Origin of the sequence: Hyphomonas sp. (genome assembly GCF_036964145.1) — a bacterium.
In the GTDB taxonomy this organism is placed as follows: Bacteria; Pseudomonadota; Alphaproteobacteria; order Caulobacterales; family Hyphomonadaceae; genus Hyphomonas.
The window spans coordinates 34992-59742 of record NZ_JBALUC010000005.1 but is presented as its reverse complement, the minus strand read 5'-3'; the positions used below and the strand labels follow the sequence as shown (position 1 = coordinate 59742).

The 24751-nt window shown below is 60.9% G+C and carries 31 protein-coding genes; 20 read left to right on the top strand and 11 right to left on the bottom strand.

The features are described 5' to 3' along the window. Window positions 1-67 precede the first annotated feature (67 nt). The 5 genes from V7660_RS14520 to V7660_RS14500 all read right to left on the bottom strand — a co-directional run bounded on the left by V7660_RS14520 (window position 68) and on the right by V7660_RS14500 (window position 2955). Window positions 68-592: an LptA/OstA family protein gene (locus tag V7660_RS14520; RefSeq protein ID WP_335603773.1), complete on the bottom strand. Its 525-nt coding sequence runs from the start codon at window positions 590-592 to the stop codon at window positions 68-70. Then, window positions 579-1253: an LPS export ABC transporter periplasmic protein LptC gene (gene lptC, locus V7660_RS14515; protein ID WP_335603772.1), complete on the bottom strand. Its 675-nt coding sequence runs from the start codon at window positions 1251-1253 to the stop codon at window positions 579-581. Before lptC ends, V7660_RS14520 begins: the two co-directional genes overlap by 14 nt. An 88-nt stretch (window positions 1254-1341) precedes the next feature. Continuing rightward, a complete protein-coding gene (locus V7660_RS14510; RefSeq protein ID WP_335603771.1) occupies window positions 1342-1956 on the bottom strand; it encodes a ribonuclease D in 615 nt (204 codons plus the stop codon). A gap of 57 nt (window positions 1957-2013) precedes the next feature. Next, window positions 2014-2496: a YaiI/YqxD family protein gene (locus tag V7660_RS14505; protein ID WP_335603770.1), complete on the bottom strand. Its 483-nt coding sequence runs from the start codon at window positions 2494-2496 to the stop codon at window positions 2014-2016. A gap of 6 nt (window positions 2497-2502) precedes the next feature. Continuing rightward, window positions 2503-2955, bottom strand: coding sequence for a GNAT family N-acetyltransferase (locus V7660_RS14500; protein ID WP_335603769.1), 453 nt, complete (start codon window positions 2953-2955; stop codon window positions 2503-2505). Window positions 2956-3044: 89 nt separating this feature from the next. Here V7660_RS14500 and V7660_RS14495 point away from each other — a divergent pair, with 89 nt between their 5' ends. Continuing rightward, entirely contained in the window at window positions 3045-4313 is a 1269-nt protein-coding gene (locus V7660_RS14495) for a Y-family DNA polymerase (RefSeq protein ID WP_335603768.1), read from the top strand. Between the two features lie 156 nt (window positions 4314-4469). Then, on the top strand, window positions 4470-6668 hold the full coding sequence (locus V7660_RS14490) for a M3 family metallopeptidase (protein WP_335603767.1): 2199 nt from the start codon (window positions 4470-4472) through the stop codon (window positions 6666-6668). Window positions 6669-6748: 80 nt separating this feature from the next. On the opposite strand, the gene V7660_RS14485 is transcribed toward V7660_RS14490, so the two are convergent. Further along, window positions 6749-7219, bottom strand: a complete 471-nt coding sequence (locus V7660_RS14485) for a PTS sugar transporter subunit IIA (RefSeq protein WP_335603766.1) — start codon at window positions 7217-7219, stop codon at window positions 6749-6751. A gap of 23 nt (window positions 7220-7242) precedes the next feature. Continuing rightward, complete coding sequence (gene hpf, locus V7660_RS14480) at window positions 7243-7836, bottom strand: ribosome hibernation-promoting factor, HPF/YfiA family (protein WP_335603765.1); 594 nt, start codon at window positions 7834-7836, stop codon at window positions 7243-7245. A 317-nt stretch (window positions 7837-8153) separates the two neighbouring features. Here hpf and V7660_RS14475 point away from each other — a divergent pair, with 317 nt between their 5' ends. Both V7660_RS14475 and V7660_RS14470 read left to right on the top strand, forming a co-directional pair. Then, window positions 8154-9938 carry a PAS domain-containing sensor histidine kinase gene (locus V7660_RS14475; protein ID WP_335603764.1) on the top strand — a complete coding sequence of 595 codons (1785 nt, stop codon included), beginning with the start codon at window positions 8154-8156 and terminating at the stop codon, window positions 9936-9938. A gap of 7 nt (window positions 9939-9945) precedes the next feature. After that, the gene (locus V7660_RS14470; RefSeq protein WP_335603763.1) at window positions 9946-10296 is read left to right on the top strand and encodes a response regulator; all 351 of its coding nucleotides are present in this window, start codon (window positions 9946-9948) and stop codon (window positions 10294-10296) included. Between the two features lie 9 nt (window positions 10297-10305). Here the strand turns inward: V7660_RS14470 and pspF are convergent, their stop codons facing one another. Continuing rightward, entirely contained in the window at window positions 10306-11394 is a 1089-nt protein-coding gene (gene pspF / locus V7660_RS14465) for a phage shock protein operon transcriptional activator (protein WP_335603762.1), read from the bottom strand. A 211-nt stretch (window positions 11395-11605) separates the two neighbouring features. On the opposite strand from pspF, the gene V7660_RS14460 reads away from it, so the two are divergent. The 5 genes from V7660_RS14460 (at window position 11606) to V7660_RS14440 (ending at window position 13542) form a co-directional block, all read left to right on the top strand. Next, a complete protein-coding gene (locus V7660_RS14460; protein ID WP_255342029.1) occupies window positions 11606-11737 on the top strand; it encodes a hypothetical protein in 132 nt (43 codons plus the stop codon). 30 nt (window positions 11738-11767) lie between these two features. Continuing rightward, window positions 11768-12460 (top strand): phage shock protein PspA, encoded by a 693-nt coding sequence (gene pspA / locus V7660_RS14455; protein ID WP_335603761.1) that lies wholly within the window; start codon window positions 11768-11770, stop codon window positions 12458-12460. Window positions 12461-12573: 113 nt separating this feature from the next. Further along, window positions 12574-12828 (top strand): envelope stress response membrane protein PspB, encoded by a 255-nt coding sequence (pspB, locus tag V7660_RS14450; RefSeq protein WP_290926699.1) that lies wholly within the window; start codon window positions 12574-12576, stop codon window positions 12826-12828. A 12-nt stretch (window positions 12829-12840) separates the two neighbouring features. Further along, entirely contained in the window at window positions 12841-13287 is a 447-nt protein-coding gene (gene pspC, locus V7660_RS14445; protein ID WP_335603760.1) for an envelope stress response membrane protein PspC, read from the top strand. 45 nt (window positions 13288-13332) lie between these two features. Then, window positions 13333-13542, top strand: a complete 210-nt coding sequence (locus V7660_RS14440) for a hypothetical protein (protein ID WP_290926705.1) — start codon at window positions 13333-13335, stop codon at window positions 13540-13542. Here V7660_RS14440 and mnmC read toward each other — a convergent pair. After that, window positions 13522-15372 (bottom strand): FAD-dependent 5-carboxymethylaminomethyl-2-thiouridine(34) oxidoreductase MnmC, encoded by a 1851-nt coding sequence (gene mnmC, locus V7660_RS14435; RefSeq protein ID WP_335603759.1) that lies wholly within the window; start codon window positions 15370-15372, stop codon window positions 13522-13524. The two genes, V7660_RS14440 and mnmC, sit on opposite strands and share 21 nt — an antisense overlap. Window positions 15373-15526: 154 nt before the next feature. On the opposite strand from mnmC, the gene V7660_RS14430 reads away from it, so the two are divergent. The 4 genes from V7660_RS14430 to V7660_RS14415 all read left to right on the top strand — a co-directional run bounded on the left by V7660_RS14430 (window position 15527) and on the right by V7660_RS14415 (window position 16814). Further along, complete coding sequence (locus V7660_RS14430) at window positions 15527-15697, top strand: CsbD family protein (RefSeq protein WP_335603758.1); 171 nt, start codon at window positions 15527-15529, stop codon at window positions 15695-15697. A gap of 105 nt (window positions 15698-15802) precedes the next feature. Beyond that, a complete protein-coding gene (locus V7660_RS14425; RefSeq protein ID WP_335603757.1) occupies window positions 15803-16090 on the top strand; it encodes a GNAT family N-acetyltransferase in 288 nt (95 codons plus the stop codon). Next, complete coding sequence (locus V7660_RS14420; protein ID WP_335603756.1) at window positions 16087-16368, top strand: GNAT family N-acetyltransferase; 282 nt, start codon at window positions 16087-16089, stop codon at window positions 16366-16368. Before V7660_RS14425 ends, V7660_RS14420 begins: the two co-directional genes overlap by 4 nt. Further along, a complete protein-coding gene (locus V7660_RS14415; protein WP_335603755.1) occupies window positions 16347-16814 on the top strand; it encodes a YcgN family cysteine cluster protein in 468 nt (155 codons plus the stop codon). The genes V7660_RS14420 and V7660_RS14415 overlap by 22 nt, the downstream gene beginning before the upstream one ends. A gap of 23 nt (window positions 16815-16837) precedes the next feature. On the opposite strand, the gene gcvA is transcribed toward V7660_RS14415, so the two are convergent. Further along, the gene (gene gcvA / locus V7660_RS14410; protein WP_335603754.1) at window positions 16838-17770 is read right to left on the bottom strand and encodes a transcriptional regulator GcvA; all 933 of its coding nucleotides are present in this window, start codon (window positions 17768-17770) and stop codon (window positions 16838-16840) included. A gap of 108 nt (window positions 17771-17878) precedes the next feature. Here gcvA and cysG point away from each other — a divergent pair, with 108 nt between their 5' ends. From cysG to V7660_RS14380, 6 genes are read left to right on the top strand one after another with little or no spacing between them, the layout of a single operon-like run. Then, window positions 17879-19285, top strand: a complete 1407-nt coding sequence (gene cysG, locus V7660_RS14405; protein WP_335603753.1) for a siroheme synthase CysG — start codon at window positions 17879-17881, stop codon at window positions 19283-19285. Next, window positions 19282-19587: a DUF2849 domain-containing protein gene (locus tag V7660_RS14400; RefSeq protein WP_335603752.1), complete on the top strand. Its 306-nt coding sequence runs from the start codon at window positions 19282-19284 to the stop codon at window positions 19585-19587. The genes cysG and V7660_RS14400 overlap by 4 nt, the downstream gene beginning before the upstream one ends. Next, a complete protein-coding gene (locus V7660_RS14395; RefSeq protein ID WP_335603751.1) occupies window positions 19587-20216 on the top strand; it encodes a glutathione S-transferase family protein in 630 nt (209 codons plus the stop codon). The genes V7660_RS14400 and V7660_RS14395 overlap by 1 nt, the downstream gene beginning before the upstream one ends. Further along, window positions 20216-21874: a nitrite/sulfite reductase gene (locus tag V7660_RS14390; RefSeq protein WP_335603750.1), complete on the top strand. Its 1659-nt coding sequence runs from the start codon at window positions 20216-20218 to the stop codon at window positions 21872-21874. The genes V7660_RS14395 and V7660_RS14390 overlap by 1 nt, the downstream gene beginning before the upstream one ends. Continuing rightward, window positions 21861-22349: a DUF934 domain-containing protein gene (locus tag V7660_RS14385; protein WP_335603749.1), complete on the top strand. Its 489-nt coding sequence runs from the start codon at window positions 21861-21863 to the stop codon at window positions 22347-22349. Before V7660_RS14390 ends, V7660_RS14385 begins: the two co-directional genes overlap by 14 nt. Window positions 22350-22354: 5 nt before the next feature. Next, a complete protein-coding gene (locus V7660_RS14380) occupies window positions 22355-23098 on the top strand; it encodes a phosphoadenylyl-sulfate reductase (protein ID WP_335603748.1) in 744 nt (247 codons plus the stop codon). On the opposite strand, the gene V7660_RS14375 is transcribed toward V7660_RS14380, so the two are convergent. Continuing rightward, complete coding sequence (locus V7660_RS14375; RefSeq protein ID WP_335603747.1) at window positions 23095-23904, bottom strand: TrmH family RNA methyltransferase; 810 nt, start codon at window positions 23902-23904, stop codon at window positions 23095-23097. The two genes, V7660_RS14380 and V7660_RS14375, sit on opposite strands and share 4 nt — an antisense overlap. A gap of 266 nt (window positions 23905-24170) precedes the next feature. On the opposite strand from V7660_RS14375, the gene V7660_RS14370 reads away from it, so the two are divergent. Then, window positions 24171-24749 (top strand): hypothetical protein, encoded by a 579-nt coding sequence (locus V7660_RS14370; protein ID WP_335603746.1) that lies wholly within the window; start codon window positions 24171-24173, stop codon window positions 24747-24749. Window positions 24750-24751: the final 2 nt, after the last annotated feature.

Sequence of the window (24751 nt, the reverse complement as noted above, 5' to 3'; positions counted from 1 at the left end):
TTGCCACCCGGAAACAGGCATACCCTTACATACTTAAGATCGGCTTCACGATCCCGCTAAAATTTATTCAGTTGTTTGCGGGCTGATTGTCCGGATCGATCACCATGCGGGTGCGGCCATCGCCGCCATCCAGCGTGGTTCGGCGGTTGCCGATCTCGACCCGCAGGACAGCGCCCTCGGCCACGTCACGCTCGCGCAACAGGGCCACATTTCCGGTCATGGTGATGATGTCGCTGGCCGCGTCATAGACGCCGCGATCACCCTTCGCCTTCATGTCGGCGGTGATGTAGAAGACGTTGCCCTCTGCGATCATGGTCTGGACCTGGCCAAAGCCGCCGCCGACGCTGGTGGTCTGCGTGGCGCCCGCCGGTCTCTCGGCAAAGATCATGGTGACCGTGTCGGCGCGCAGCCGGGCATCGCCCTGTTGGATGTCGACATTGCCGATCAGCAGCACTTTGCGTTCGCGCTCAAGGCTCTCGGTACGCTCCGAATTGATATAGATCGGACCGCCTTCCGACGAGATTTGCGCCATCGCCGGCAGCGTGAAGGCTGCCAGGGCGGCCAGCGAAACAAGAACCTTATTGAGAGCCATCTGTCTCACCTTCATTCGTTTCATTTGTGTCTGCCGGGGCAGGATACAGCACCGTTTTGACATTACCTTTGCAGATGACGCGGTTGCCATCCTCCAGAACTTCATACGAGTCACAGCTGATATCGCCAAGGGGGCCTCTGCCTTGCAGCGGCGATAGACCCTCGACGCGGCCTTCATCGACGAAGACGCGCGCGCCGGATGTCATGAAGGTGAACCCGTTCGCATCCGAAATGCGGACATCCTCATAGAGTTCCAGAATGCCGGCGTCGCGATCATACATGCCGGAGGGCGCGCGGATCTCGCTGCCTGTCTGGTCCGTAAGGATGGGATTCACCAGGTCGACCAGTGTGCCGGTGGTCTGGCGCCGCCGCGCGGCATCTGCCGTGATGTTGAAGCTCTGGCCAACGGAATCCCGCCCGGAAAAGCGCGGGTTCAGCATGGTAACGGTTTCGCCCTGCGCCACCTGGACCGGGGTTGCATCCTTCGCGATGGCGCTGCGCACGATGTAACCGAGGAACAGGCCGATCGAAATCGCTGCGCAGGCCGAGAAGGCGAGGCGCAGGAGACGCACACCCTGCGACCGCTTGCGCGCCTGGGCCAGTGTCAGCTGGCGCCGCGGAGCCCATAATGATGCCGGATCGTGATGCTTGACGGCGTCCATGAATAAGAGGGGCCTGCTTCTGTAACTACACGGGGACGTTTAGCGGACCAGCCTCTGAAACAAAAGCGGCGAAGGCATGGCGAGCGCGTCAGCTGTGCGCGAAAATATCCGTTTCGCCCCAGCCCGACAGATCAAGCGCTGCACGGATCGGCAGGAACGCGAAACAGGCCTCGGCCAAGTCGAGCCGGCCTTCGCGTTTCAGCATTGCCTCCAGACCATCCTTGATCTTGTGCAGGTAGAGCACGTCGGACGCGGCATATTGGAGCTGCGCATCGGACAATTCGCGCGATCCCCAATCGGAGCTCTGCTGGGCCTTGGACATGTCGGCGCCGGCGATCTCGCGCGCCACATCCTTCAGTCCATGACGGTCGGTATAGGTGCGCGCCAGTTTGGAGGCGATCTTGGTGCACCAGATCGGCGCGCAATCAATGCCCATCCAGCGTTTCATCATCGCCACGTCAAAGCGGGCGAAATGAAACAGTTTCAGCACGTCGGGATCGGTCAGGATTCTTTTGAGGTTCGGACAGTCATAATCACGATCCAGCTGCACCAGATGCGCCGTGCCGTCGCCGGACGAGAGCTGGACGAGCGTGAGATTGTCGCGCAACAGGTTCAGGCCCATGGCCTCGGTGTCGACCGCCACAACCGGGCCAAAGTCGATACCAGCGGGCAGGTCGCCCTTGTGAAGAGTAATGCCGTTCATGGCGAGGCTGTAGCACTTCAGGCGTTAAGGGCAAGTGTCTCAGCACGCTGCACGCGATCAGCGATGGGCTTTCTTCAGGGCGACCAGCGCCACATCCAGCGCGGAGAGAAACCGCGACCGATCCGCCTTGGAGAAGGGGGCAGGGCCGCGCGCAATGCCGTCCCCCAGACCAGCGCGCAGGTCGGAATGAATGGCCCGCACCGCGACGGCATTGCCGATGGACGCATCGGTGAACGGCTTGCCTGTGGGCGAGATAACGGTGGCGCCCGCTTTCAGGGACCGGTCCGCCAGCAGGATGTCCGCCGTGATGACCACGGACTCCGGCGTGGAGGCTTCCGCGATCCAGTCATCCGCCGCATCGAACCCGTCGGAGACGATCTTGCGGCTGACGAGCCGGTGCTCGGGGATGCGGATATAGGAATTGGCGACGATCACCACCGGCACATCATGGCGCAGCGCGACCTTGTAGACCTCGTCCTTGACCGGGCAGGCATCCGCATCAACCAGGATCTGGGGCAGGGGCGCGTGGGGGTCGGTCATCCGTTCCTACAGCCTGTGAACCAGCCGGGGCAGGTAGCGTCCCGGAATGGAGCCGGACTCGGTTTCGCCAGTCTGTTCGGCGCCCATATGGATGTAGAAGGGCGCTGCGTCCGGGTCCGCGTCGATCACCAATTCATATGCGCCGAGGCCCTGCGCAAAGCGGCAGGCCCAGACATACAGCATCTTGCCCGTGCCTTCCCCAAGCCGGGTCGGCTCCACGAACAATTTGTCGAGATGGCTCCTGCCAGTCTCATCGACAGAGATCTCGGCCAGCCCGGCCACGCCGCGCCGGTCCTCGGCCACGACGATGGCGTCTTTTTCCAGATCCTCTTCGGTCAGGGTGAGTTCACTGCGAAACGCGTCGAGCATGGCATCGTCATAGTTCCAGACCGATTTCGACCGGAGGCACATGTCCGACAGGGACTGCAGCTCGTCCGCATTGGGCGGTCTCAGGATCATGCCGGAAATCCTTTCGGGGCGCGGATGTCGCTTGACTCTGACCGGGCAAATGTTCTCTTTATGTTCACTTTTGTGTCCGGGATATAGCCATGCGTTTGCCGACAGAGATTGAGTCTCTCTATATCGACTTTGATGCCTTTTTTGCAAATGCGGAAAAACACCTGCGCCCTGAGCTGCGCGGCCGTCCTGTCGGGGTGGTGCCGCTGGCGTCAGACCATACGAGCCTGATTGCCCGGTGCTATCTGGCCAAGGCGTTTGGCCTGAAGCGTGGGACATCCGTAAAGGAGGCCCGCGCGCTGTGCCCGGAGATCGCCCTGCCGGTCGCCCGGCATGATGAGTATGTGAAGCTTCACCACAAGATCCTTGAAGAGCTCGACCGGCATGTCCCGGTCCGGAAAGTCTGGTCTGTCGATGAAATGGAATGCACCCTGATCGGGTCCGAGCGGGGGCGGGGGGAGGAGATCGCCGCGAATATCCGCCGGGGCCTCAAGGAGAATGTCGGACCTTGCCTGACCGCCTCCATCGGCCTCGCGCCAAACCAGTTCCTGGCGAAAGTCGCGGCAGAAATGAACAAGCCAGAAGGGTTCGTCATGCTGCGCCCGGAAGACCTGCCAGGCCGGTTGTTCGAACTGGAACTGCAAGACCTTCCCGGTATTTCAGGCCGCATGCATGCCCGGCTTGAGCGCGCCGGGATCTATACGGTCGAACAGCTCTGGAACCTCTCGCCCAAGCAGGCGCGCGCCATCTGGAACAGCGTGGAGGGTGAGCGTATGTGGGCCCAGTTGCGAGGCTATGCGGTGGCACGGCCGGAAACCGTGCGCCGCATGTTCGGGCACGGGCGTATCCTTTCATCGGATTGGCGCCAGCCGGAAAATGCCCGTGACTGCCTGCGATTGCTGACGGCCAAGGCGGCCCGACGCCTGCGCCGGGAAGGGTATCTGGCCAGCGCGCTGCACGTTTCCATCGGCACACAGGACGGGATGCGCTGGGGAGGAGAGACGACCTTCTTTCCGGCGCGGGACGATCACACCTTTCTCCGGAAGGCCTGCGAAGTTTACGATGCCGGAATCAGGGCACTGGAGGGGCGACGCCTGAAGAAGGTCTCTGTGATGCTCCACCATATCAGTCAGCCCGGCGAGGTCAGTGCAGATCTCTTCGAGCACGCCAACAAGGCCGCTGAACGCTCCCGGTGGGAGCGTGTGACGGATGCCATGGATGTCCTGAATTCCCGCAATGGCGGGTGTGTTGTGTCGCTTGGCCCGCGGAAAGAGCCGCCCGGCGGGTATGCAGGCGCAAAGATTGCCTTCGGCCGGGTGCCCGATCTCGATGACTTCCTTGTTGTCCGCACCGACCGATAGGGGCCGCCAGGTCAGGGGCTCATGGGGCGCCCAAGATCAGCGCGGGACGGCCAAGTATCGTGCGAATGCGTAATATCTTCCAGAAGGAGGGGAATTGGTGACTGGTTCTTGCTGCATTTTATCGCTAAACGGTATGAAACAACTCACGAGGACATTATGCAGATAAAATATCTCCTGTCAGGCGGCGCTGCGGCGATCGCGCTTTCGCTGTCGGCTTGTGACACCAAGACTGATGCCCCTGCGATGTCGGCTGAGGCCGAAACGCCTGTCGAAGCGCAGGGCCTGCCGGAGATCGTCGTGACGGACGCTGAACTCGAAGGCAATCCATTCCGGCAGGAGTGGGACACGCCCTATGGCGTGCCGCCCTTCGCAGACATTCGCGACGAGCACTATATGCCAGCGACCAAGAAAGCCATTCTCGAGCTTCGCGCTGATATTGATGCGATTGTGAGCAATCCTGATGCACCGACCTTCGAGAATACGGTCGTCGCGCTCGATACGGCGGGGGCCTCTCTGAACAAGGTCCTGAATGTCTTCAGCAACATCACCAATACCGACACGAATGACACGCTGAGCGATCTGGAAGCTGAAATCTGGCCCATGCTGACCCGCGAGACCAATGCGATCAGCTTCAATGAAGACCTCTTCAAACGCGTTCAGGCAGTCTATGACCAGCGCGACCGCCTCGGCCTGGACGAGCAGGACGCCCGTCTGCTGGAGCTGACGCATCGTGAATTCCTGCGCAATGGCGCGGCCCTGTCGCCGGAGACCAAGGCCGAAGTCGCCGCGATCAATGAAGAACTGTCCGGCCTGACCACGAAATTCGGCCGCAATTTGCTGCTGTCGACCAAGGCCTTCAAGATCGAGATCACGGACGAAGCGGAGTTGGCCGGCCTGTCGGATGACTTCAAGAGCGCCCTGAAAGTCGAGGGGGAGGACAAATGGGTCCTGACCGTCGACCGGTCCGTCTACGAGACCTTCATGACGCAGAGCGAAAACCGCGATCTGCGCGCAAAACTGTTTGACGGCTATCGCCTGCGCGCCTCCGAAGGCGAGTATGACAATGGCCCGCTCGCGATCAAGATTGCCCAGTTGCGCGCCAAACGCGCCGAGCTGATGGGCTACAAATCGCATGCGCATTACCAGTTGGAAACGCGGATGGCGAAAACACCCAAAGGCGCCGAGGAATTCCTCCTGCGTGTGTGGGAGCCAGGCATTGAGCGGGCGAAGGAAGAACGCGCCGCCATGCAGGACATGGTTGGCGATGAGTTCCAGATTGCCGGCTATGACTGGTGGCACTATGCCGAAAAGGTCCGGCAGGAACTGTATGCCTTCGACGATAATGCGCTGAAGCCGTATTTCGAACTCGGCGCCGTGCGCGCGGGCGCATCTGACGTGGCCTCGAAACTGCTCGGCGTCACGCTGGAGCCGGTCGAGGTCGAGAGCTGGAATCCTGACGTCACGGCCTATGACGTCAAGGACGCAGAAACGGGCGAGCATCTCGGCCTGTTCATGGCCGACATGTATGCCCGCGATTCCAAACGGGGCGGCGCCTGGATGAGCTCGTTCCGCGACACGTCCAACGTCAACGGCAACAATATCCGCCCGATCATCACCAACAATCTGAACCTGATCAAGCCACCCGAAGGCGAGCCGACCCTGATGCGGTTCGACGAAGTGGAGACCCTGTTCCACGAATTCGGACATGGCCTGCATGGCCTGCTCACGCAGATCCGTTATTCAACCTTCTCCGGGGTGGATGGTCCGCGAGACTATACCGAATTCCCGGCTCAGATTCTGGAGCATTGGGCCGGCGCGCCGGAAGTGCTGGCCACTTATGCAAATCATTATGAAACCAGCGAACCGATCCCGTTGGAACTCATCGACAAGATGAATGCCGCCGCAACGTTCAACCAGGGCTTCAAGACGACGGAATTCATTGCCGCCTCGCTGCTCGACCTGCGCTGGCACATGCTGACTTCCGAAGAGGCGGCAGAGATTACGGACGCCCGTGAGTTCGAGCAGAAGGTGCTGGAAGAGTATGGCCTGATCCCGGAGATCGAGCCGCGCTATCGCAGCCAGTATTTCAGCCACATCTTCGCCGGCGGCTATTCGGCCGGCTATTACGCCTATCTCTGGTCTGAAATCCTCGACGCTGACGGCTTCACCGCCTTCCGCGACACGGGCGACATTTATGACCCTGAGCTTTCGGCCCAGTTGAAGAAGTGGGTCTACGAGTCCGGTGGCCTGCGCGAAGCAGACGAGCTTTACCGGAATTTCCGTGGCTCAGACCCGACCATTGAGCCGCTGCTGAAGCTGCGCGGTTTCTCCGAGCAGCAGCCCAGCGAAGGCTGATCGGACACAAAGCCTCCAAATGAAAAGCCCGCCGAAAATCTTCGGCGGGCTTTTTCAATTCAGGGTGTTGAAGCGCGGTCTCAGGCCGATTGTTCGGCGGCCTCGCGGCAGACAATGGCCTTAACCTCGTCAACCGTGCCGGCTTCGCGCAGGGCATCGCGCACGGCGCTCTGACGGAAGGTACGGCTGACCTGGGCGAGTGCCCGCAAATGGTCGGCACCAGAGGATTTCGGGGCCAGCAACATGAAGACAAGATCGCAGGGCCGGTCATCGATGGCTTCGAAATCGACGCCGTGGACCAGTCTGAGATAGCCGCCAACGGGCGCTTCAATGCCGTCCAGCCGGGCATGCGGAATGGCAACGCCTTCGCCAACACCGGTCGATCCGAGGCGCTCGCGTTCCATGACCGCGTCCTCGATCTCGCGCAGACCAATCCCCGTCGCGTCGGCCAGGGCCTCGGCGAGCGCGTGAATTGCCTGTTTGCGGCTTTTCGCCTCCAAAGAAGGGATGATTACCCCGCCTTCGAGCAGGGACGTCAAATCAGTCGCCATGAAGTTGCTTTCCGTCTTCCGGCCTAGTTCCTCGGGGCGTTCGCTGGATCCACCCATCCAATGTGCCCGTCTGGTCGGCGGTAGACCATATTCAGCCCCTCATGGCCAGCATTTCTGAACATGAGTGCCGGCACTTCCTGCAGTTCGAGCTGCATCACGGCTTCAGATACACTCATCGTCCGAATTGTGTGCGAGGTCTCCGCTACGGTGAGGGGCGTGTCATCTGTCTCTTCCATGGGCTCTTCATCGGGCGTGTCGTGTCCGTTGACGCGAAACACGGATTCCGGTGCCAGTTCGCTCGGCATTGGCGCCGATGTTCCGGAATGATGATCCTTCAGGCGGCGCTTGTAGCGGCGTACCCTTTTTTCCATCTTGTCGAGGCTGTTTTCGAGGGCGGCGTAGGGGTCTCCCGCTTTGCCGGTCGACTGGAGAATGATGCCGGACGGCAGGTGCACATTGCAGTCGACTTCAACGAAGGGGCCCTGCTGGGAGACGAAAACGCGGGCATCGCCAGTTCGGTTGAAATACTTACTGACTGCCGCCTCCAGTCCGTCTTCGATACGGCTCCGCAGAGCCTCGCCGAGATCCATATGCTTGCCAGTAATCTGTATCTGCACGGGCGGTCTCCTTTGTTTTTTCAGGATTCAAGTATGGCGCAGAAATGCGGCCGAGGCGAATCGATTTCCTCACCTTCAGGACTTGGGACGGGAGGGAGGGCCCCTCAAGACCTGGCGGGAGCCTGCGCAGAAAAATTCCCCGAAAACTCTCATTCTGGCGAGACAGCAATACGATGCGTTCTACATGCCATTCGAAGATGCCGGATAAAAATCCCCTGACTACAAAGTGGTAAGCGGTGCTCAGTTCGAGTAACCTGTTTTACACTTTCGCGTAGTCTTCTGGATTAATATCCATTCACCAAGGATTACCTCCACGCATGTCGACTGCCGAGCCCGAGGAACCGCAGGACACGCCGGTCACTCTGGCCGAGCGTGAGGCAATGTTCCGTAACACGTTTGAACATGCCAGCGTCGGCATTGCTCATATCGGACCGCAAGGCCAGTGGCTGAACGTCAATCGCCGCGTGTCTGAGATCGTCGGGTATCCGCGCGAAGAATTGCTCAAGATCAGTTTTCAGGACATCACACATCCCGATGATCTGAACCTGGATGTCGGGCTCCTGAATGAAGTCCTTGAAGGCAAGCGGGATACCTACCGGATCGAGAAGCGCTACTATCACAAGTCCGGACGCATCGTCTGGGTCACGCTGTCGGTCAGCTGTGTCCGGAAGCTGGGCGGCGAGGTCGCCTATTTCATCTCCATCCTCCAGGACATCACGGAAAAGAAACGGATCAGCCGGGCCCTTGCCGACAGCGAGACCCGGTTCCGCGCGGTTCAGGAAACCAATCCCGACGGGTTCATGATCCTGCGCAGCCTGCGCACCATGTCAGGCGAGATCGAGGATTTCATCTGGGAATTCGTGAACCCGGCGGCCGAACAGCTGACCGCGCGCACGGCAAAAGCGCTGGTCGGCAAGCGCTTGTCGCAGGAAATGCCCGAAGCCTTCACGCGGGGCCTGTTCGATGTGTTTTGCAAGACCGTCGAGACCGGGCAGCCCTGGCAACGGGAAATATATTATCCGCAAGACCGGGAGCCGCGATGGTTTCACTTCACGGTGGCCCGGGTCGGAGACGGATTTGCCGTTTCCTTTCAGGATGTCACCGCGCGCAAGCAGGCAGAGCTTCAATTGCAGGCGAACCAGCAACGCCTGCGCACCATTCTGGATGGGGTCGTGTCGATGATCGGCCTGACCACGCCGTCCGGAACATTGCTTGAGATCAACGAGGCGTCCTTGCGGCTCACCGGGGCTGCGAGTGAGGATTTGATCGGTCAGCCGATGTGGGAGCATCCGGCCTGGTCCCACACACCGGCCATGCAGGACCGGTTGATTTCGGCGTTCAGCCAGGCAAAGGCTGGACGGCGCATGCGCTTTGATGCGGAAATCCGGGATTCCCGGGGCCGATTGATCCCGGTGGATGTGCAATTGGCGCCGATTTTCGATGAAGCCGAACAGGTGACGGACATTGTCATGTCTGCGGTCGACATATCCGAGCGAAAGCGCGCCGAAGCTCACCGCGAAATGCTGCTCGGTGAGCTGAACCACCGCGTGAAAAACTCGCTGGCGACGATCCAGGCGATCGCGGCGCACACCTTGCGGGAAGCCTCTACGCTGGAGAGCTTCCGCCAATCCTTTACCGGGCGCCTGCGCGCGATCGCGGCCAGCCACGACCTTCTCGTCTCGACGACAAGGGATTCTGCCGATATTTCCCGGCTCATCCGGGATCAGGTGATGGGCTATGCCCCGGCAGAGGAAGAACGGCTTGAAATGACCGGCCCGCCGCTCGTGCTCGGCCCGCAGGGATCCCACGCTTTTGGGCTGATCCTGCACGAATTGGCGACAAACGCATCGAAGTATGGCGCCTTTTCCAATGATTCCGGCCGGCTCAGCATCAATTGGTGTGTTGAAGAACATGATGAAGAGCCGGACGTGATCGTCGACTGGATCGAAAGTGGCGGTCCACCCGTCACACCGCCGACCCGGAAAGGCTTTGGCAGCGTGCTCATCGAACAGAGCCTGTCGCACTCTCTTGGGGGGAAAGCGAACTTAACCTTTGACCCGAAAGGATTAAAAGCCCAGTTTCGCTTTCCAGTAAGAAGGTAGGGGGAGCATGCCGAAAATACTGTTGGTGGAAGACGATTTCCTGATTGCATACGATGTGAAGGCGCAGCTTGAAGATGCCGGGCTGGAAGTGGTGGGTCCGGCGTCGAGCAATGAGGACGCAGATGCCTTGATCCAGCCGGGGGCTGTCCATGCGGCGGTGCTCGACATGGACCTCGGCGGGGTCACGTCATTTCCTACAGCGTCCCGCTTGAAGGATCTCGGCATCCCCTTCGTGTTCGTGACGGGCAATGACCAGGCCGAACTGAAGGGCAGCCTGGCCGGGAGTGCGGTCCACACCAAGCCGGTACATTTTCCACGCCTGATAGATACATTGAAAAGCCTGACCGCGTCCAAATAGGGCGGTCGCCTACATGGCTCTCATCGGGCCCTTGATGGGTGTGCCGGCCTCCGGGTCGGCGGCCTTGCCGGCATTGCGGCCGTAATCATGCTTTTTCAAAAGGCCCCGGAATTGATGATAGGACAGGCCGAGCAAATCTGCCGCCCGCCCCTGATGGCCCTGTGACAGGCTGAGCGCTTCATCGATCAATTGCATCTCGAAGGCGGCGACCTGCGCGCTGAAATCCGCGGCGATCTCGGGATTGTCGCGAATGCGTATCGGATCGGCCCGAGGGGTGTCAGGTTGTCCGGTCTTGCCGGACCCTGAGGGGCGCCAGGGAGAATCGAAGGGGTCGAGCGCCGAGGGATCGAACAGGACCGGCTCGTCCGGGGCGATCAGCATGGCCCGATGCGCCAGGCGTTGTGCAAAATTGCGAAGTTCGCGGACATTCCCCGGCCAGTCATGTGCTTCGATGGCCGCAATGGTCGATGGCGCAAAGCCCGGGAAGTCCTGCGCCATCTCGATGGCCATGCGCCGGGCAAAATGATCGGCCAGCAGGCTGGCATCGCCGGGCCGCGCGCGGAGCGGGGGCAGGGTGATGACGTCAAAGGCGAGCCGGTCCAGAAGGTCGGCGCGGAACTCGCCCGCCTCAACCATGCCCGGCAGATCGGCGTTCGTGGCTGCCACGATGCGGACATCCGTTGCCAACACCTTTGAGCCGCCGACGCGCTGGAACTCACCATATTCCACCACGCGCAGCAGTTTTTCCTGCACCTGGTCGCTCGCGGTGGCGATTTCATCGAGAAAGATCGTGCCCCCATCAGCCAGTTCGAACCGGCCCCGACGCATTTCGGTCGCGCCGGTGAACGCGCCGCGCTCATGCCCGAACAATTCGGAATCCAGCAAAGTCTCTGACAGCGCCGCGCAATTGACCTTCACGAACGGTCCGTCCCAGCGCTTGGACAGGAAGTGAAGGCGTTCCCCGATCAGTTCCTTGCCGGTTCCCCGCTCCCCGATGACAAGGATGGGGCGATCCAGCGGGGCGACACGGGAAACATGCTCCTGCGCGCTGAGCCATGCGGGGGCTTGGCCCAGCAATTGTGTATTCTGGTCAATCATTTAGTCAAAATAACAAAAAGTGGCGATAAAATCTACAATGCATTTGGCGAAAAATACTAAAAAACAAAAACCGCACTCTGTCAAAGTGACAAAATATCAATATAAAACAACGTATTATAAAATTAATTCTGAACTGGCACGGTCCTTGAAATGATAGAAGGGCTCAGAGCGACAGGGCGTTGCTCACACATTCAAGAAGGACAAACTGAAAATGGAAGATCGCTACAATACTTCGGAAGCCCGCTCGGACGCTGGCCGTTTCGGTCGGTGGCTCGCGACGCGTCCGGCGGAAAGCTGGATGTTCTTCGTCGTCGGCATCTTCTTCGGCGGTTTGTTCTTCTAATCCTCCCCCCACTCACGAAAGGACACCAAAATGGGCTTGTTCTCCCGACTCGGTGACATCATCAATTCCAACATCAACGCGATGCTCGACAGCGCCGAAAATCCTGAAAAGATTGCCCGGCTCATCATCCAGGAAATGGAAGATACGCTGGTTGAGGTTCGCACTGCTGCGGCCCGTGCCATGGCAGACAAGAAGGAAATGGAACGCGAAATCGTCCATTTCACCACGACCCGCGATGAGTGGGCCGCCAAGGCCGAACTCGCCATCGACAAGGGCCGTGAAGATCTTGCCCGGGGCGCACTGACCGCCAAGCAGAAGGCAGACGGCGAAATCGAACGCCGCAAGGTCGCGATGGACGCTGCCGAGGAAGCCTTCGCGAAGCGTCAGGACGATCTGGCAAAACTCCAGGCCAAGCTGGACGAGGCAAAGGCAAAGCATCGTGCGCTGATGATGCGCCGCGAAGCCGCCGAACAGCGTATCCGCATCCGCAGCCAGGTCTATGACGGCAAGGTCGATGATGCGCTGGCCCGCTATGACAATATCGAGCGAAAGGTCGACGAAATGGAAGCCTACGCAGATACAATCAAGGGACGCGAGCCGACCCTCGAAGCCGAATTCGCCGCGCTGGAGCGTGACGAGAGCGTCGAGAAAGAACTCGAAGCCCTGAAAGCGAAGCGCGCCAAGTCATCGGCGAAGTCTTCCAGCAAGAAATCGGAGGACTAATTGATGCTCTTTTCACTCGCTTGCCTTGCCGGCTTCATGACGCTGGTCTGCGCTCCGGGCCTCATCGCCCAAGCGCGCGCCAATCGCGCCAACTCCGCTGACGAGGCCGCCTGATGGATGAGTTTATTCCAATCATAGCGATCGTTTCGCTGTTCATCGTCCTCCCGGGCATGATCTTCCATTACATTACCCTGTGGCGGAAGCAGAAGACCCTGATGCCGGATGATGAGCGCATGATGGAGGATCTCTGGCGCTCGGCCAAGGCGATGGAACGCCGGATCGAGACTTTGGAATCCCTCCTTGAGCAGAGCGAAGCAGACAGCCCTCGCAAGCCGCCTCGCGCTTCCCGCCCCACTTTTGACGACTAAGGACCCAGACATATGTCCCGCCAATCCCGTGCCTACCGTGATCCCGCCCCAGAAGGCGACCAGTACGGCTCCCCCAATCCGAAGCGCTATTATCGCTCGCGCCATGACAAGGTCATTGCTGGCGTCTGTGGCGGCCTGGCCGAGCGCTTTGGCTGGGAACCGATCCTGGTTCGCCTGCTGGCCGTGCTCGCCTTTTTCTTCATCGCCGGGCCGATCGCCGTGATCGCCTACATCGTGGTCTGGATGATCACGCCCCGTACGCCTCTGGGCGGTCGTCTCATCTCTCCGGAAGAAGATGTCTTCTGGCGTAATGTGAACGACCGCCCGCGCGCCACCTTCGGGAATCTGAAATACACATTCATGGATCTCGACGAACGCCTCAGGGATATCGAACGCAAGGTCACGTCTGACGAGTGGCGCCTGCGCAAGGAATTCCGCGACCTGGAGCGCGGCAACTAGACCGCGCCCATTCACCCTAACTATCCGACAAGAAGGACCGGAAAAATGCGTAAGGGGACGCTACTGACAAATAACTGGCTGCTGGGAGGGGTCTCTGTTCTCATCCTGATGATGATACTCTTCATCTCCAGCCTCCACGGACAAACCGTTCTGGAGTTCGGCGGACTTCAGATGAATTTTGCTCCGCACGAGGATGGGGGCGTTCGCCTCAGCATCGCCCGCTCGCTGGGCCAGTCAGATATCGCCGCGCTTTAGGCCGCGAAGGATCAGGCGCAGGGGGCTGACCGCCTCCAGCGCCGGCACCTCGGCGGGGGAGGGCCCGCCCAGGCATTGCGCCGCCAACAGCCGCCCGGCCCACGGGCCCCAGGTAAAGCCGCGCGCACCAAATCCATTCACCATGAATATGCCCGCCAGCAAGGGGGCGTCCGCATCGGCAGGGCGCCCTTTTCGCAATCCGGCAAAAGTTTCCAGGGCTGCATCATGATCCGGTACGGCGCCGATCAGCGGTAGCCGGTCGGCCGTCGTGGCCCGGATGGCAGCCCGGGAGGATACCGGAAATGCGGCTGCATCCCGCCGCCACCAGGGCGACAGTTCGCGCAATGCCTCGGCATTGGTTTCGCGGGCCGCATCGGACGTCTGAGGCGGCACGTCGTCTGCGATCTTTTCAAATGTCGCGCCCCACAAACGCTGATCCCCCAGCGCGAGGGCGTAATGCCCGCTGGCCATCGCGTCGGCCTCGACGGGCGCAGCGCCTGTAACACTGTCAACCTGGCCGAGCCGTCCTTCGAGACTGATCCTGTCCAGCTGCCGGTTCGTCTCCATCGCCGTGGCGAGCACGATGGCGTCGAACGCCTCACCGTTCACCGTCCCGGTTTCCAGCGATACGTCTACGGGTCCGATCCGAACCGGTACGCTTTCCAGCAAGTTCGCAATTATGCGCGCGGGCTCAAGGACCAGGGCTCGTTTGTGCAGCAGGCCGCCGCCGGAGATCGCTTCAAGGTCTTCGAGGGGCAAAGGCGGGTCGGCGAGCAGTTTGGCGAACCGGGTTCGCTCGGCCTCGTCCCTGGGCATCTGTCGCACGCTGGTTTCGTGCGCCCCAATCATCCCCGCATAGGTGCGGCGGGCGGCGAGATAGGCGTCGATCAGCAGGCGGGCCTGTACCGTATCGCCCGCATCAAGGCGCGGCATCAAAAGCGCCAGCGGATTGCCACTTGCGCCACTTGCCGGACCGACCGGATCGAAGATGGTGACCTCCGCGCCGCGCTCTGTCAGGGCGTGTGCGGCGCTCGCCCCGGCAATCCCGGCGCCGAGGACAGCAATCTTCCGCGCCGGTGCTGGCAAGGCGCGCAAGCCATAGATGTCGGGCTTTGGGGCGGGAGGTTGGGCGAGCCTTGCTTCGAGCCGCTGGCGTTTGCGGCCATGACCGGGCGCTTTGGCGACGTCGAAGCCGGCCTCCGCCAGCCCCCGCCGCACGGCACCTGCCACCGTGAACGTCCCAATGGTCGTGCCGGGCTGGGAACGTTCCGCGATCAGGCCATAAAGATCAGCCGCCCACATCTCTTCATTCTTCGCCGGGCTGAACCCGTCGAGGAACCACGCATCTGCCATGAAGCGGCTTGCAGGCAGCGTGTCGTGAATGTCGCCGAGATGAAGCGTTAGCGTCACGCCAAGATCGGCCCAGACAACATGATGCACGCTGCGCACCGGCTCCGGCCAGTCCGCCAGCAACCGTTCGGCAAGCGCCGACAATTCCGGCCAGGCGGCCAGCGCCTGCATCGCATCGGCTGGCGTAAGGGGGAATCCTTCAAAGCTGACAAAGTGCAGCCACGCCGCCGGGGCAGGGCGGCGCGCTTGCCACAGCTCGCACAGGGCGAGGAAATTCAGCCCGGTTCCGAACCCGGTCTCGGCCACGGTGAACTGGTCCCGGCCAACCCACGCTTCCGGCAGGCCGCAGCCCTGCAGGAATACGGCGCGGGTTTCGGCTAGGCCATCTCCGGCCGTGAAGTAGACATCCCCCGCCTCGCGCGCGACGGGCGTGCCATCTTCCTTCCAGTCGATTGTCGGATGCGTCAGCAGGCGGGCCATGCGAGTTGGGGTAGCCGCGTGACGGGCCTTTGAACAGTCCCCCTGCGCCGCGCACATTCTGACGAGGATTTAATCGGATCGCTCCAGCAAGATACGCGTTGATTAAGGGACCGCACTCATGCGGCCGACACAAGCAACCCCCAAGGAGACCCCAATGGACAAGGAACATGTTAAAGGCGGCGCCAAGAAAGCTGAAGGCGAAGTCAAGGACACCGTCGGCAAGATGACGGACAACAAGAAGATGCAGGCCGAAGGCAAAATGGACAAGGCCGAAGGCGAAGCCCGCAAAACGGCGGGTGACGTGAAGGACGCCGTCAAGAAGTAAGGCCCCATCACACTACTGTGAAAGCCGCTCCATCAGGGGCGGCTTTTCCTTGCGCGCTGTTGCCTCGCGCGCCACATAGGACTTCTCAGCAGAAGGCAGATGCTCATGAGCGAGATTGAGATCAAGCGCGAAGACGGAGAAACCGGTGGGCGCTATGTTACGCGGGTCAAGGGTCATGAGGCCGAGATGACCTATTCGAAGGCCGGTACGCAGCGGATCATTATTGATCATACCGGTGTGCCCAAGGAACTCGGCGGCCTCGGGGTCGGCGTGGCCATGGTGAAGCGCGCGGTCGAGGATGCTCGCCGGGATGGCATCAAGATCATTCCGCTCTGTCCTTTCGCAAAGGCCCAGATCGAGAAACACCCCGAATGGCAGGATGTCCTCGCATGACCACGACCAGGATTACCCATGACGAAAACCATATGCGCTACAGCCATTTCGAGAATGGGCTGGAAGCGTATTTGACCTATGAGCGCCCGCGCACCGGCCATCGCCACATCACCCATACGATTGTCCCGGGAGAACTCGGGGGCCGCGGTCTCGGGAAAAAACTGGTGAAGACGGTGATGGAAGATATCATGGCCGCAGGGGAGACGGTGTCGTCTTCCTGCTGGTTCGCCACCGCCCTGATCGAAAAGTCACCCGAATGGGCCGCCTTGAGGGGATGACCCAGCCCTTCTGGAAAACGAAGTCGCTTGGTCAGATGACATCGCAGGAATGGGAATCCCTCTGTGATGGCTGCGGCAAGTGCTGCTTGCTCAAGCTGGAAGACGAAGATACCGGCGAGATTGCCTATACGCGGCTGCATTGCCGCTTGTTCGACAGCGGGACCTGTCAGTGTGCCGACTACCAGAATCGCAAGAAAACCGTCGAAGACTGTGTGATCCTGACGCCGCAAAAGGTGGAGGAAATCCGTTGGATGCCGAAGACCTGCGGCTATCGCCTGATCCATGAAGGCAAGGATTTGCCTGACTGGCACCATCTCGTGTGCGGCGACCGCAACCGTATCCATGAAGAAGGCCACTCCATCCGGGGGCGTACCGTCTCCGAAGACACGGTCTTCGAAGAAGACACCGAGGACTGGATCGTCGACTGGGAAGGCAATGAGCCATAAGGCGGGCTTGGACCCGTCAGGTCTTACACGCCAACCACTTCGCTGTTGGTCGCTTCGGTCTTCAGCCATTTGATGAAATTGCGCACATCCGGTGTCAAATGACGGCCCTTCGGATAGACAATCCAGTAGCCGAAATCGATCAGATGCGAGCCGTCAGCAAATGGGGCCACAAGCCGGCCGGAGGCAAGGTCAGCTGCGGCAATGGCACGTTTGGCCAGGGCCACACCGCGCCCGGCGGCGGCGGCCTCGATCACCAGGATCGCCTGATTGAAGCGCGGGCCGCGTGAGCCCTCGACATCTTTCACATTCCGCGCACGCAGCCAGCTGGCCCAGTCGGGGCAGGACGGGTCATTCTCATTGCTTTCATCATGGATCAGCGTGTGATGGCGCAAATCCGAAGGCTTGCGGATCGCGTCCGGTCCTTCCAGCAGGGCAGGGGAACAGACGGGCAGGACGGTCTCGTCCATCAGTTTTTCCGATTTCAGCCCGTCATAATTGCCCCGGCCATAGCGGATGGCGAAATCTGCGTCGGCCGTCGTGAAATCGGTCAGACCCATGTCGGCTGAGATCCAGGCTTCGGTCTCTCCATGCTCGCGATGGAAGCCGTCAAGACGGGGGGCCAGCCATTTCGCCGCGAAGGAAGGCGCCGAAGAGACCATCACCCGGCCCTTGCGGGCGGGGGCCTGCATGATGCGGCCGGCTTCAGAAATTCTCTCGAATGCGTCCCGCACGAGGGGCAGGCTCGCCTGAGCGGCATCTGTCAGCAAAACTGAACGGCCCGTTCGCTTGAACAGGGGCGTGCCGGCATATTCTTCCAGCTGCCTTATCTGTTGTGAAATCGCGCCGGGCGTGACATTCAGCTCTTCGGCAGCCTGTGTAAACGAGAGCCGCCGCGCGGCGGCCTCAAAGGCTCTCAGCGCATTCAATGGGGGAAGTCGGTCGGATGGGTCTGACATGGATAGTTTCTCTAAAGGATCGCTGTAGGGGTTCATGGTTGCGTCCGCCGCGTCAAGAGCCATTTTGGCACTTGATTGATCAGCTTGCCTAAAAAGGGGTTCGCCCGCATGCGCCAGTTCCCGGCTTTCTTCAACATGGATGACGCGCGCGTCGTCGTGTTCGGCGGTGGTGAGGAAGCACGCCGCAAGGTGCGCCTGCTCGCCAAGACCCCGGCACATATTACCGTGATCATCGGGAAAGACATCGATTCCGGGTTCGCTCAGGAATTTGCCGGCCGCATCACCATCGCGCCACAGGCCGAGGCCGGCGCCGCGCTGGATGTGGCCCGGTTCGCCATCGTGGCGTGCCGAATTGATGATAATACCGAACGCGCCATCACCTGGGCGCGCCAGTATGGCGTGCCGCTCAATGTGGTTGACCGGCCGGATCTCTGCGATTTCACCGTCCCGTCCATCATGGACCGGGGCGATATCGTGGCGGCCGTTGCTTCCGGCGGGTCCGCGCCCGTGCTCGCCAAATCGGTCCGTGCAAAACTGGAAGCGCTGATCCCTGCTCGCATCGGAGACCTTGCTGCCCTGGCCGGACGGATGCGCGACGACGTGAAGGCCAAACTTCCGGATGCCTCTGACCGCCGCCAGTTCTGGGAGCAGGTGCTGAATGGTAAGGCCGCCGAGCTTGCTTATGCCGGAGAGATCGAGGCGGCCGAACAGGCCATGCGCGATGCGCTGGCCGGGCGCCGCACACAGGGCGTGGTCCATCTGGTCGGCGCGGGTCCGGGCGACCCGGAATTGCTGACCCTGAAGGCCCTGCGCCTGCTGCAGGAAGCCGACATCGTGTTTTATGACCGGCTTGTCAGCGATGAGATTCTCTCGCTGATCCGCCGGGATGCAGACCGGGTTTCGGTCGGCAAGAGCAAGGGTGACCATTCGGTGCCCCAGGACGAAATCCACGAAATGCTGATCCGCGCGGCCCGAGACGGCCAGCGTGTTGTGCGCCTGAAGGGCGGCGACCCGTTTATCTTCGGACGCGGCGGCGAAGAGATGGAAGCCGTGCTCGCGGCCGGCGTCGAAGCCTTTGTCGTACCGGGCATTTCCTCTGCGCTCGGATGCGCGGCGCAGGCGGGTGTCCCGCTGACCCATCGCGATCATGCCCAGAGTCTGACCTTTGTCACCGGCCACGCCAAGGCGGGCGGCGTGCCTGATCTCGATTGGGAGTCGCTGGCCAAGCCGAACCAGACCGTCACCGTCTTCATGGGCGTTGGCACGGCGACAGCCATTACCGACAAGCTGATTGAAGCGGGTCGCGCACCTGACACGCCGGTTGCGGTGATCGAGAATGGCACCCGCCCCAATGAAATCCAGGTCTTCGGCATCCTTGCAGAACTGCCGGACCTCATCACAGATAACGACATTCAGGGGCCGGCATTGCTGATTATCGGTAAGGTGGCCGGCCTCCCTTTCGCTAGTGGCGCTATCGGCCTGTCGGGCCACGTCGGCCAGGAGACTTTTGCATGACATCCGTTCGCCCGAAACTGAAACCGGATACGCCGAAAGCCGTCACCGCATGGGAAACCGCCACCGGCCAGAATGTCTGGATGACTGCCAGTGGCAGCTGGACCCAGGATGTCTCGCAAATCGCCGCCTTCACCGGCGACGAGGCCGAAGCGCGCCTTGCCGAGGCGATGGCGCAGGAGGGGACTGTCACCGATCCGTATTTCATGGAAGTCACCGAGACCGGCGAAATCACGGGCCGTGAGACCCTGCGCGAGACGATCCGCGCCAGGGGGCCGACCGTTTCCTATGGAGAGGGCGCCTGATGCCCCATCGCGAGATCACCCGTCTCACGCTCTATGGCGACTCCATTTCCGGCAATTGCATGAAGCCGAAATGGACCGCTGACCTGCTCGGCATTCCCTATGACTGGGTCGAGGTCGATATCCTGCAGGGCGGGACCCAGACCGAAGATTTCCTGTCGCTGAACCCGGCGGGCCAGGTGCCGCTCGCACGTTGGCCGGATGGCCGGGCGCTGCCGCAGTCGAACGCCATCATGCTGTACCTCGCCGAAGAGGGGGGCAGCGACCTTGTGCCGTCGGATACATTCCGCCGGGCGCAGATGATGAGCTGGCTGTTCTGGGAACAATATTCCCACGAGACGGCCATCGCTGTGCGGCGTTTCCAGAAGCACTATCTCAACACGCCGGACGACCAGATCGATCCGCAGCTGATGGCCAAGGGCCGCCGCGCACTGGGCGTGATGGAGCTGCAGCTGACCTATACGGACTGGATCGTTGGCGACACGATGACACTCGCCGACATCGCACTGGTTGCTTACACACGGGTCGCCCATGAGGGCGGCTTTGACCTGTCGGAATTTCCCTCCGTGGAGAGATGGGTCAGCCGCACCGAAGCGGCCCTCAATATACCGCACGCAAAAGAGGCTGCGTAATGTACAGATATGATGAGTTTGATGCTCGGATCGTTTCCGAGCGGGTCGCGCAATTCCGGGGACAGGTGGACCGCCGCCTGTCAGGCGAATTGCTGGAAGACGAGTTCAAGCCGCTCCGCCTGCAGAATGGAGTCTACCTCCAGCTACACGCCTACATGCTGCGCGTGGCCATTCCCTATGGCCAGCTGAATGGCCGCCAGCTGCGCCAGTTGGCCATCGTCGCGCGCGACTATGACCGGAACTATGGCCACTTCACCACGCGCCAGAACATCCAGTTCAACTGGGTTGCCCTGAAGGACATTCCGGACGTGCTGGCCAAGCTGGCCGAGGTCGAGATGCACGCCATCCAGACCTCCGGCAACTGTATCCGCAACGTCACGTCAGACCATTATGCCGGCGCGACGAAAGACGAGCTGATGGACCCGCGCCCCTGGTGCGAAATCATCCGCCAGTGGAGCACGTTCCACCCCGAATTCGCTTTCCTGCCGCGCAAGTTCAAGATCGCCGTCACGGCGGCCGAGCATGACCGCGCCGCGATCCGGGTGCATGATATCGGCCTGCACATCCGCAAGCGCGGCGATGTGGTCGGGTTTGAAGTCCATGTCGGCGGCGGGCAGGGGCGCACGCCGCACCTTGCCACACAGGTCAATGAATTCGTGCCGGAAGCGGAGCTGCTCGATTATCTCGAAGCCATCATGCGCGTCTACAACCGCTTCGGCCGCCGGGACAACAAGTACAAGGCCCGCATCAAGATCCTCGTCAGCGAACTGGGCGAGGCTGAATTCCGCCGCCTCGTCGACGCGGAATATGCCGCCCAGCGCGAGAACGAAAAGATCGACCTGCCGCAGGCCGAGATCGACCGTATCCATGCCTATTTCGCGCCGCCGGAACTGGCCGCAAAGCCGGATACATCCGCAGCGTTCGAAGCGCTGAAGGTCGAAGACACCGAATTCGCGCGGTGGGCCCGCATCAATCTCCATCCGCACAAGCAGCCGGGCTACACATCCGTCACGGTCAGCCTGAAGCCGATTGGCGGTCTCGCTGGCGATGCCACAGATGCGCAGATGATGACCGTCGCACATCTGGCCGAAACCTATGCGTATGACGACATTCGCGTCAGCCATGCCCAGAACCTCGTCCTGCCGCATGTCGCACTGGATGATTTGCCGGATGTCTATCGCGAACTGAAAGCCGCCGGCCTCCATACCGCGAATGAAAGCCTGATCACGGACATGATCGTCTGTCCGGGTCTGGACTATTGCAACCTCGCCAATGCCCGGTCCATCCCGGTCGGGCAGGCGGTGCAACAGGTCTTCGCCGATCCCGACTATCAGGAAGACATTGGCCGCCTGCACATCAATATTTCCGGCTGCATCAATGCCTGCGGCCACCATCATGTGGGTCATATCGGCATCCTTGGCGTCGACAAGAAGGGTGAGGAATTCTATCAGATCACCTTCGGGGGCCGCGCCGATGAGAAAGCCGCGATTGGCGATATTGCCGGTCCTGGCCTGAAGGCGGACGACGTGCCCGGCGCCCTCAAACGCGTCGTGGATACCTATCGCGAGCTGCGCGCCGACAAGAGCGAACTGTTCATCGAGACACTGGCCCGCCTCGGCCACGATCCTTTCAAGGAGGCGCTTTATGCCGCTGGTTAAGAACGGCACGGAGATCGACAATATCTGGGCCTTTGTTCCGGATGAAGGCGAGCTGTCTCCTGGTGGATGTATTACAGTTTCACTGGGGCGCTTCCGCAGCGAGCGGGAGATCCTGCTGGCCCGCAATACCGATATTGGTGTGCGGCTGGAGCCGGGCGACGACCCGCACGAACTGGAGGAATATCTCGACCGGTTGCAATTGATCGAGATCAGTTTCCCTAAATATACCGACGGGCGCGGCTACTCCCAGGCCCAGCTCCTGCGCCGTCGTTTCGGCTATTCCGGCGAACTGCGCGCCGTGGGCCACGTTCTGCGGGATCAGATATTCTATATGAACCGTTCAGGCTTTGACGCTTACGAGACCGCCCGTGCTGACCTACATGAAGTAGTGAACGCACTGGAAGAATATTCCGATGTCTACCAGCCCGCTGCGGCTGGCCGGGTGCCGGTTTATCGCAAGAGACACGAAAGCTGATCCTTATGCCTTATGGCGACAGCCTGGCCCGCAAGACCGAAGCCCCGGACCTCCGTCTGGCCCGCCTGAATGGCGAGCTGCGCGATGCGTCCGCCCAGACGGTGCTGCGCGTCGCCATGGTCCGCGAATGGGTCAGCAGTCTGACCTATGTATCCAGCTTCGGTGCGGAAAGCGTCGCCATGCTGTCCCTGATCGCGGACGTGAAACCGGACCTGCCCATCGTCTTCCTCGAAACCGGCATGCACTTCCCGCAGACGCTGGACTACAAGGACGAGCTGATCGAGAAGCTCGGCCTGACCGGCGTGCGCGAAATTGCGCCAAGCGAGACCGAGCGCAAGGTGCTCGACCCGAAGAACAATCTCTGGAAGACTGATCCGGACGCCTGCTGCGCCCTTCGCAAGGTGCGCCCGCTGGAGCCCGCTCTGGAAGGCTTTGATGCCTGGATCACCGGCCGCAAACGCTTTCATGGCGGCGCCCGGATGAGCCTGCCGGTCTTCGAATTCGCCAATGGTCGCTACAAGGTGAACCCGCTGGCCAATTGGACACCTGATGATGTGGAACTGCTGATCAAGCAGCGCAATCTGCCGCGCCATCCTCTGGTCGCTCAGGGCTATCCCTCCATCGGCTGCTGGCCATGCACAAAGCCCTCAGACAATCCGGACGATCCGCGCGCGGGTCGCTGGGCCGGGCAGGCGAAGTCCGAATGCGGTCTCCACGTCGAAAAGACAGAACGTCCGCGCGTCTTCTAGGCCTTTGCCCCAAATATGTGAGCCATGGCGATCGCTCCGGCGGTCGCCACATTCACACTGTCAAAGCCTTCCGACATTGGGATGCGCACGGGACGGCATGCCGCGATCAGCTCGTCCGGCAGCCCCGGTCCTTCGGCCCCGAGCAGGATGGCGACTCGCTCCGGCATATCCATTTGCATGATCGGCACGGCGTCTGCGCGCGGCGTCATCGCCCAGACTTCATAGCCCGCTGCCTTGGCCGCGTTCACCATGTCCAGGCCCGTCCCGCCATGGGCATAGGGCAGCCACAGGCTGCTGCCGGAGGAGACGCGAATGGCCTTGCGATAGAGCGGGTCGCAACATTGTGCATTCATCAGCACGGCATCTGCGCCAAAGGCCGCGGCGCTGCGAAAGCACGCGCCGACATTGTCGTGATTGGACAGGTCCGACATCAGGAGCAGGGTGGAGGCAGCGCCCTGCGCCGCCAGGAAGGCCTCCGGCGCGGTAATCTCCCCCTTAAGCCCGCACGCCAGCACGCCGCGATGCATCGGGAAGCCAGCGACAGCGTCCATCACAGCCTGTGGCGCCACATAAACCGGAATCTCCTCTGGCACTTCAGCTAACAGGTCCGCTAGAGGCTCCACCCGGCTTTCGGCCAGGAACACGCTTTCCAGAGCGAACCGCCCGCGCCGCAGCGCTGTCTCCAGTGTCACCTTTCCCTCGATGATAAAGCGCGCGCCATGACCTGATGTGAGATCCTTCTCGCGGAGGGAGACATAGGCGTCCAGACGGGGATCATCTGCATGGGAAACCGGGATCAGGGGCATCGTCTTTGTCTTGTCTTGGCGCGAGGCAGGAAGAGGGGCTGTAGGCAAGGCGAGTGGACAAGTCAAAGACACATCTGGTCGCGTGAGGACTCATCACGTCTCCTCATCGGAGGCCTTCCCGGATCGCCTGCCGCGCGTAAATTGCAAATGAATTCTCCTAATGAGAGAAAAATTCAATCTTTTGCTATTGTGAACACTATCATAAATAGATATTGAGAGGGCGATTCAGAATTTGTTGGCTGGCCGGGGGGCGCATGAGTTTGATAATGAAGACAATGGTCGTGCTGTGGCATCATAGATTGGTGCTCATGCTGATATTGGTGGCGGCAAGCCTCCTGGCCATTTCCGCGGGACGGCAGATGTATCGCCAGGCGGCTCTCGAGCAGGTTTCCGGTCTGCAGCTCAAATTGAATGACGAACTGACGGCATACAATGACGCGAGTACGGTGCCTGCCCTGCTGGATGCCCTGTCTTCGGAAGACATGGAGCGGGTTCATGTCCTGATGAATGGGGGCGGGCGCACAGGATTATCTGCTCCGCTCTGCCAGCGGGCCCGGACCCGGTCGGTGGTTGGTCCACAACCCAAGGCGCTGACCTGCTCTGTCCAGTCCGTGCAGGCCACACGGTCGGATATTGTATGCGAGTCCATTTTTCGGCCCAAAGGGACATCAGCAAATGGCCGTGTCGACCAAAGCGAGAAGGCTTGCCTCGTCGCAATCTGGTCATCCAATCGCAGGAAGTGGAATTTGAAGTCGGCAGGGGTAGGGCACCTGACAGACGACCCATTGTTTCATGAGCCGTCTGATCAGGATGACGCGGCCTATCCGAAATTGTCGGAACGCTGAGG

Bases quoted from the DNA above. Each gene is read 5' to 3' on its own strand.
- V7660_RS14520 (WP_335603773.1), bottom strand. From the start codon at position 592: ATGGCTCTCAATAAGGTTCTTGTTTCGCTGGCCGCCCTGGCAGCCTTC.
- lptC (WP_335603772.1), bottom strand. From the start codon at position 1,253: ATGGACGCCGTCAAGCATCACGATCCGGCATCATTATGGGCTCCGCGG.
- V7660_RS14510 (WP_335603771.1), bottom strand. From the start codon at position 1,956: ATGAACGGCATTACTCTTCACAAGGGCGACCTGCCCGCTGGTATCGAC.
- V7660_RS14505 (WP_335603770.1), bottom strand. From the start codon at position 2,496: ATGACCGACCCCCACGCGCCCCTGCCCCAGATCCTGGTTGATGCGGAT.
- V7660_RS14500 (WP_335603769.1), bottom strand. From the start codon at position 2,955: ATGATCCTGAGACCGCCCAATGCGGACGAGCTGCAGTCCCTGTCGGAC.
- V7660_RS14495 (WP_335603768.1), top strand. From the start codon at position 3,045: ATGCGTTTGCCGACAGAGATTGAGTCTCTCTATATCGACTTTGATGCC.
- V7660_RS14490 (WP_335603767.1), top strand. From the start codon at position 4,470: ATGCAGATAAAATATCTCCTGTCAGGCGGCGCTGCGGCGATCGCGCTT.
- V7660_RS14485 (WP_335603766.1), bottom strand. From the start codon at position 7,219: ATGGCGACTGATTTGACGTCCCTGCTCGAAGGCGGGGTAATCATCCCT.
- V7660_RS14475 (WP_335603764.1), top strand. From the start codon at position 8,154: ATGTCGACTGCCGAGCCCGAGGAACCGCAGGACACGCCGGTCACTCTG.
- V7660_RS14470 (WP_335603763.1), top strand. From the start codon at position 9,946: ATGCCGAAAATACTGTTGGTGGAAGACGATTTCCTGATTGCATACGAT.
- pspF (WP_335603762.1), bottom strand. From the start codon at position 11,394: ATGATTGACCAGAATACACAATTGCTGGGCCAAGCCCCCGCATGGCTC.
- V7660_RS14460 (WP_255342029.1), top strand. From the start codon at position 11,606: ATGGAAGATCGCTACAATACTTCGGAAGCCCGCTCGGACGCTGGCCGT.
- pspA (WP_335603761.1), top strand. From the start codon at position 11,768: ATGGGCTTGTTCTCCCGACTCGGTGACATCATCAATTCCAACATCAAC.
- pspB (WP_290926699.1), top strand. From the start codon at position 12,574: ATGGATGAGTTTATTCCAATCATAGCGATCGTTTCGCTGTTCATCGTC.
- pspC (WP_335603760.1), top strand. From the start codon at position 12,841: ATGTCCCGCCAATCCCGTGCCTACCGTGATCCCGCCCCAGAAGGCGAC.
- V7660_RS14440 (WP_290926705.1), top strand. From the start codon at position 13,333: ATGCGTAAGGGGACGCTACTGACAAATAACTGGCTGCTGGGAGGGGTC.
- mnmC (WP_335603759.1), bottom strand. From the start codon at position 15,372: ATGGCCCGCCTGCTGACGCATCCGACAATCGACTGGAAGGAAGATGGC.
- V7660_RS14430 (WP_335603758.1), top strand. From the start codon at position 15,527: ATGGACAAGGAACATGTTAAAGGCGGCGCCAAGAAAGCTGAAGGCGAA.
- V7660_RS14425 (WP_335603757.1), top strand. From the start codon at position 15,803: ATGAGCGAGATTGAGATCAAGCGCGAAGACGGAGAAACCGGTGGGCGC.
- V7660_RS14420 (WP_335603756.1), top strand. From the start codon at position 16,087: ATGACCACGACCAGGATTACCCATGACGAAAACCATATGCGCTACAGC.
- V7660_RS14415 (WP_335603755.1), top strand. From the start codon at position 16,347: ATGGGCCGCCTTGAGGGGATGACCCAGCCCTTCTGGAAAACGAAGTCG.
- gcvA (WP_335603754.1), bottom strand. From the start codon at position 17,770: ATGTCAGACCCATCCGACCGACTTCCCCCATTGAATGCGCTGAGAGCC.
- cysG (WP_335603753.1), top strand. From the start codon at position 17,879: ATGCGCCAGTTCCCGGCTTTCTTCAACATGGATGACGCGCGCGTCGTC.
- V7660_RS14400 (WP_335603752.1), top strand. From the start codon at position 19,282: ATGACATCCGTTCGCCCGAAACTGAAACCGGATACGCCGAAAGCCGTC.
- V7660_RS14395 (WP_335603751.1), top strand. From the start codon at position 19,587: ATGCCCCATCGCGAGATCACCCGTCTCACGCTCTATGGCGACTCCATT.
- V7660_RS14390 (WP_335603750.1), top strand. From the start codon at position 20,216: ATGTACAGATATGATGAGTTTGATGCTCGGATCGTTTCCGAGCGGGTC.
- V7660_RS14385 (WP_335603749.1), top strand. From the start codon at position 21,861: ATGCCGCTGGTTAAGAACGGCACGGAGATCGACAATATCTGGGCCTTT.
- V7660_RS14380 (WP_335603748.1), top strand. From the start codon at position 22,355: ATGCCTTATGGCGACAGCCTGGCCCGCAAGACCGAAGCCCCGGACCTC.
- V7660_RS14375 (WP_335603747.1), bottom strand. From the start codon at position 23,904: ATGCCCCTGATCCCGGTTTCCCATGCAGATGATCCCCGTCTGGACGCC.
- V7660_RS14370 (WP_335603746.1), top strand. From the start codon at position 24,171: ATGAAGACAATGGTCGTGCTGTGGCATCATAGATTGGTGCTCATGCTG.